A 6,147-nucleotide genomic window follows, 5' to 3' on the forward strand; every position below is an offset into this window, starting at 1 on the left:
GACGGGCACCCACACCTCGAGGGTGCGTTCGCCGGTGGCGAACTGGGCGTACACGAACCACAGCCCCGGTGACGGCAGTGCCAGTTCCCCGGTGAAGGTGCCGGGAGGCGGGGTGCCGGGTTGTGCGCGCAGCGGCGCGGTGAGGTCCTCTCCGGCGCGGCGGGCGACCAGCCGGGTCGGGGTGAGGCCGGTGTCGTCGGTGAGGCGGATGCCGGTGATGGTGACGGTCAGCTGCCCGGTGCCGTCGCCGGTGACGGTCATCTGCGCGGTGCCGTAGGCGGTGCCCTGGCCGGGGTCGTGCGCCTGCGCGGGTGGGGGCGGGGCGAGGGCGACCAGCAGAAGGGTGAGGGCCGCGGCCGCGGCCCCGGATCGGAGGCGAGTCCCCGGCCGCACGGTGAGGGCGATCATGCTGACGATGATCACCGTGGTGGTGCCGACGGCGGACCAGGCGACGGGGGTGGGTGGGACGCTGCTGATCCCGGTCCCGTGTCTGTGACAGCTTGGGTGGGGACCGGGGTGACGGTCTGACCTGGACCCACCTCGCTGATCGTCGGTGTGTTGTGACGGTCTGATTCGGGACCACCTGGACGGTTGTGCCGTGCCCGCTGGGGGTGCGGAGAGGCCGGTGGTCGGGAATGAGGAACAGGGTGGGGTTGTTCGCGGATATCCGTCGTGATGCTCGGGTGGAGGAGCTCGGCATCCGGGCACTGGCTCGGAAGTATCACGTCGGCCGCGGGACGGTGCGACAGGCGTTGGCGTCCGCGGTGCCACCGGAACGGAAGGTGCCGGTGCGTGCAGCGCCGAAGCTGGACCCGTTCAAGCACGCGATCGACGAGATGCTGCGGGTCGATCTGGACGCACCTCGCAAGCAGCGGCATACCGCGACCCGGATTCATCACCGTCTCCTCGATGAGCATGGCGCAGACGTGTCATACGGGTCGGTGCGGGACTACGTCCGGGCGCGGCGTCCGCAGATCGAGATCGACGCCGGCAGACGTCCGGTGCAGGCGTTCGTGCCGCAGGCGCACGCTCCGGGCGCGGAGGCGGAGGTCGACTTCGGTGAGGTCTGGGTGATCCTGGCCGGGGTGAAGACGAAGTGTCACATGTTCACGTTCCGTCTCTCCAACTCAGGCCGCGCAGTGCATCGGGTGTACTCGACGCAGTCGCAGGAGGCGTTCCTCGAGGGTCATATCGCCGCGTTCGAAGAGCTCGGTGGGGTGCCGAGGTTGCAGATCAAGTACGACAACCTCACCGCCGCGGTCAAGCGTGTGCTGATCGGCGAGGGCCGTGGCCGGGTGGAGAACGACCGGTGGGTGCTGTTTCGCTCCCACTACGGCTTCGATGCGTTCTACTGCATCCCCGGTATCGGCGGCGCGCACGAGAAGGGCGGCGTCGAAGGAGACGTTGGCCGGTTTCGACGCACCTGGCTGTCGCCGATGCCGGTCACCGACTCCCTCGACGAGCTCAACGAGCGACTCCGCCGCTGGGACGCCAGAGACGAACAACGCCGAATCGCCGGGAAGACCACCACCGTCGTTCACGACTTCGCGACTGACCGGGCCGCGCTGGCGCCGTTGCCGGCGGACCGGTTCGACCCTGGCCTGGTGCTGCATCCGCGGGTGGATCGGTCGAGCATGATCACCGTGCGGATGGCCCGCTACTCTGTTCCCGCCCGGTTGATCGGCCGGCAGGTGCGTGTCTCGCTGCGCGCGTCCGAGCTCGTCGTGTTCGACGGCCGCGCTCTGGTCGCCCGGCATGAACGAGTCGTCGCCCGCGGCGGTGAGTCGATCCAGCTCGATCACTACCTCGAAGTCCTCCGCCACAAGCCTGGCGCGCTCAAGGGATCAACCGCGCTTGCGGCCGCCAGAGACGCCGGCGAGTTCACCGCCGCCCACGAAGCGTTCTGGGCCGATTCCCGGAAGGTCAATGGCGACAGCGCGGGCACCCGGGAGCTGATCGGCGTGCTGCTCCTGCACCGCACCATGACCTCCTCGGATGTCACCGCAGGGATCCGTGCCGCACTCACCGTCGGCGCCGTCACCGCCGACGTCGTCGCCGTCGAAGCCCGCCTGGCAGCCAACTCGGCTGGCTCCGGATCAGACCGTCATCCTGTTGCCGAAGACCGCGGGGATGAGCGACGGGTTGTCAGCCTCACGCAGCGTCGGCTGCGGGACCCGGAGGCGGTGATCGCCGGGCTACCTCCCGACCACAGGCCTCTGCCGGATCTAGATCGATACGACGAACTCCTGCACCGCCGGACGATACCGGCTCAGCAATCTGAAGGGATGAACGCATGAGCCCCACCGTGACCAGTATCACCACCACGTTACGCCGGCAACGCGGCATGACTCCCGAGGCGGCGGCCGCTGCCGTCGATCAAGCCTGCCGCCGGCTCCGACTCCCCACCATTCGGGCGGTTCTTGAGGAAGCCACTCGGGCCGCGGAGCAGGAGCAGCTCACCTACCAGGGGTTCCTCGCGGAGCTGCTGCTCGCCGAATGCGACGACCGGGATCGACGGTCCACGATCCGCCGCGTCGCCGGCGCCGGATTCCCACGCCAGAAATGGTTGGGCAACTTCGACTACGACCAGAACCCGAACGTGAACCCCGCCACCATCCACACCCTCGCCACCGGCGACTGGATCCGCCGCGGCGACCCGCTCTGCCTGATCGGCGACTCCGGCACCGGCAAAAGCCACCTCCTCATCGGGCTCGGCACCGCCGCAGCGGAGAACGGGTTCCGGGTGAAGTTCACCCTCGCCACCAAACTCGTCAACGAGCTCGTCGAAGCCGCCGACGAGAAACAGCTCGCCCGCACCATCGCCCGATACGGTCGCGTCGACCTGCTCTGCATCGACGAACTCGGCTACATGGAACTGGACCGCCGCGGCGCCGAGCTGCTGTTCCAGGTCCTCACCGAACGGGAGGAGAAGGCCTCCGTCGCGATCGCATCGAACGAGTCGTTCTCCGGATGGACCAAGACCTTCACCGACCCACGGCTCTGCGCCGCGATCGTCGACCGCCTCACCTTCCACGGCACCATCATCGAAACCGGCTCCACCAGCTACCGACTCGGCCACACCCGATCGCAGCCATCAACCTGACTAACTGACGTCTCGGCGTTCGACTGCCGCTCTACCGGCCGAGGCCAAGGGGATGAGTGCCCGAAACGGTTCCGTCGATAGCGAGTCGTCCGGATTCGAACCGTCACCCAGCCAGTCCTCGGTCAGGTTGACAATGCCATTCACTTGGTTCAGCGCGCCAGCCTCCCCTGAGGGCCGGCGGGGCCCCCAGGGAAGACTGGCATCGTGGTCGCGGGCCAAGCTGTCTACTTTGGCCGAGCGGGCTTGATGATCCGGTAGATCGCAACCGCGACGATGACTCCGAGAACGACAATCAGAGCCCACCGTGTTGGGTCCGTTGAAATGCTCGATACTGTGCAGCCGGTGGCGCCTGTTGAACAGGAACCGGTCGAAGTCACCGCCGTGATGAGAATGCCGACCAGACCAAGCGCGGCGACCACGACCCAGATTGCTCTCACGACTTCTCTCCGCAGTTGAGTGAGCTCTACGCCTACTGTGCTGCGCGCAGCGCGTCATCAACCTCGATTACTGACGGAAGCTGCTCTCCCGGTTCGGCGTCAACCTGAAGGAACTCCGAGGTGACCTCAGTTCCACGGGCGCTTGCTCCGGCGCTCGCGTACACCCCCGCGTTCGCACCAGTCACATAGAACTGGGAGTCAAGAGGCGCTGCCAGACCGGACGGCGTCAAGTACAGCAGGTACTTGCTTTCAGTCGACAACACCGGCGTCGGGGCAGCCTGCTCACCGCCACCGAGCTGACGGACCTGGATGGTGTCGCCGGCCTGGTGCGTCCCGTCCGATTTCACCACTTCATCGATCTGGACGGTAGAGATCGTGAACTCGGTGAGTTCGTCAATGTCACGCGCGACGGTCTGGTCGACGACGGAGCCGACCACCACAACAGCGCTGGCGTCGGAGAGCTCGTCCAGCGACGCGTAGTGCTGCACGCGGGACATGCTGGCGCCATCCTGGTTGGACGAGGGCGACGTACACGCACTAAGTAGCCCCGGGGCGAGGGCAAGGACAGTGATCAGGGCCAAGAGTCTTGCGGATCGCATCATTCACTCGATTCAGTAGAGGGCGTTGATGCCGTTGATTTCGTCGGACGTCAGGTTCCGCACGCCTGCGTTGTACGCAGAAGAGGTGGGCGTGTACATCACACGAGCCACGGTCGTAACGTGATCGAGCCCGAGCCCGTGGCCGATCTCGTGGAGCCAGATAACTCGGATCCGTCCCTCGTTGGATGCCAGATTCGCGTTGTAGTAGTCATTGACGCGCGCCAATGAGGAGGACGTTACGCCGAACGCGCAGTTCCAGTTGTTGTAACCCGCCCAACCCGTCGCACCGTAGTTGTTGTTAGCCGCAGTGAAAGATGGGCCGGAGGTGGTGACGCCTGTGAGGTTCGTGTCGGTACCGAGCGTGTAGTTGTTCAAAGCGGAGTAGAGCGCCGTTCGCATAGTGCCGTTCGTGCTCGACAGATTTATGTTCAGGTTTCCTGTGCTCCACTTGCAGCCCGTCGTCGTGTAAGCACTTGCGGCAGTCGGCACGGAGAGCAATCCGACAGCGAGAAGGCTCGCTGCCACCACGGAAATCATCCTTCTCGAACGTTCTCTAATCGTCTTTGACACGTGAGCTCCTTCGCTCGCGATCGCAAGTGCCAGTTGCACTGTGCTCACCGAGAGCGTCCCACAGCGCGCACTCGCATCACAAGTTAGCCGTTTGGGGGACAGCGCGTACTCTTCCCGATACCCCAGCTGCTCCGCTCGCTGGTCTCGCATCAGACCGTCCTGCTGGGTCCGACTCAGCTTGACAAGGCCAGTCCCGGAGGCCAGCAGTTGCAGGGTGGTCACGGCGAGGGCGGCCACCGGCCACCGCCACCGGGGGACGGGCAGGGCCAGCAGGAAGAGCCCGGCCACGGCGACCGGCAGGTCGGGGGCGAGCCACCCCGCGCTGGTGAGCAGCACCCACAGCACCACCCGGAACACCAGGTACCCGGCGACGACGAGGACGATGCGGGTGCGGCCGGGGACCAGGGCGGTGATCACCCATGCCGCGCCGAGCGTGGTCGCCAGCAGCAGCGGCAGGTACAGGGTCTCGGTGAACTGGGGCACGTCGGTGTCGTATTCCATCACGATGATCAGTGCCGCCCCCAGCACGCCTGCGGCCAGGGCGATCCGCGGCGGAGCGGGCACGAGCCGGTCGGTGCCGGTGAGCAGGCCGATCAGCACGCACAGGGTGCCGATCACCGATAGCAGGTGCGGGGGCGACCAGAGCACCGCGTCACGCCCGAACGCGGTGTGCCAGAACGCGTCGGCGGGCGCGGCCGCCGCGGTCGCGACCGCCGCGGCGACCGCGAGGGCGAACCCGGGAGTGCGGAACACGGCGGCCACGGAGCGGGTGGCGGCCAGCCGCCGCCACCCCCACCCGGCGATCACGACCCCGACGGTGAGGATCGACGCATACAGCAGCAGGTGCGGGGGGATGAAGGTGCTGTCCCGGCCGAGGGTGGTGTGCCAGGAGTCGTCCCAGTACGCCGACCCGACCCCGGCGGCCGCGGCGGCGGCAGCGACCCAGACGCCCCCGGCCCCCAGCGCCGGGGAACCGCGGGCCGGGTCCGGCTCGGACGGGATGGAGGCGCGGTCACGGGTGCCGTGGGGTCGCATGGTCTGTCCTTTCTCTGATGCGGAGGGAGCCGGTCACTGCGGTCGGCACTGCCGGGCGGCGCGCTTGCCCGGGGTGCCCGTGCTCGCGGTCAGTGGTTTAGAGGGGGAGCACGGTGGCTCCGATGAGGTTCTGGATGCTGGAGATGAGGAGTGTCCAGGCTCCGCTGATCATCGCGATGCCGGTGGCGATCATGAGGATCCCGCCGGTGATGTTGATGGTGCGGATGTGGCGGCGCAGGAACGCGATGCTTCCGGTGGCCCAGTTCAGGCCGGCCGCAGCGGTGATGAAGGGCAGCCCCAGACCGAGGCAGTAGGTGACGGCGAGGAGGGCGCCGCGGGCGGGGTTGCCGGTGGTGAGGCTGAGGGCGGAGATCGCGGCGAGGGTGGGGCCCAGGCACGGGGT

General features: G+C 67.4%; 6 protein-coding genes. 2 read left to right on the top strand and 4 right to left on the bottom strand.

Annotated features, from left to right (window positions below; all coding sequences use genetic code 11):
* Positions 1 to 408, bottom strand: a 408-nt coding sequence (locus BGO46_RS10120) for a hypothetical protein (protein ID WP_299985957.1), incomplete at its 3' end; no start/stop codon positions are given.
* 227 nt (positions 409 to 635) lie between these two features.
* Between BGO46_RS10120 and istA the strand changes: the two genes are divergently transcribed.
* Together istA and istB are read left to right on the top strand one after the other, a co-directional pair.
* On the top strand, positions 636 to 2,297 hold the full coding sequence (gene istA / locus BGO46_RS10125) for an IS21 family transposase (protein WP_292679319.1): 1,662 nt from the start codon (positions 636 to 638) through the stop codon (positions 2,295 to 2,297).
* On the top strand, positions 2,294 to 3,103 hold the full coding sequence (gene istB, locus BGO46_RS10130; protein WP_292679321.1) for an IS21-like element helper ATPase IstB: 810 nt from the start codon (positions 2,294 to 2,296) through the stop codon (positions 3,101 to 3,103). Before istA ends, istB begins: the two co-directional genes overlap by 4 nt.
* Before the next feature lie 469 nt (positions 3,104 to 3,572).
* On the opposite strand, the gene BGO46_RS10135 is transcribed toward istB, so the two are convergent.
* The 3 genes from BGO46_RS10135 to BGO46_RS10145 form a co-directional block, all read right to left on the bottom strand.
* On the bottom strand, positions 3,573 to 4,037 hold the full coding sequence (locus BGO46_RS10135) for a hypothetical protein (RefSeq protein ID WP_292679324.1): 465 nt from the start codon (positions 4,035 to 4,037) through the stop codon (positions 3,573 to 3,575).
* Positions 4,038 to 4,151: 114 nt separating this feature from the next.
* Entirely contained in the window at positions 4,152 to 5,744 is a 1,593-nt protein-coding gene (locus tag BGO46_RS10140) for a matrixin family metalloprotease (protein WP_292679327.1), read from the bottom strand.
* A 97-nt stretch (positions 5,745 to 5,841) separates the two neighbouring features.
* Positions 5,842 to 6,147: cytochrome c biogenesis protein CcdA (locus BGO46_RS10145; RefSeq protein ID WP_299985961.1), on the bottom strand; the 306-nt coding region annotated here is incomplete at its 5' end.

The sequence above is a fragment of the Microbacterium sp. 70-16 genome, from assembly GCF_001898315.1.
Taxonomy (GTDB): domain Bacteria; phylum Actinomycetota; class Actinomycetes; order Actinomycetales; family Microbacteriaceae; genus Microbacterium.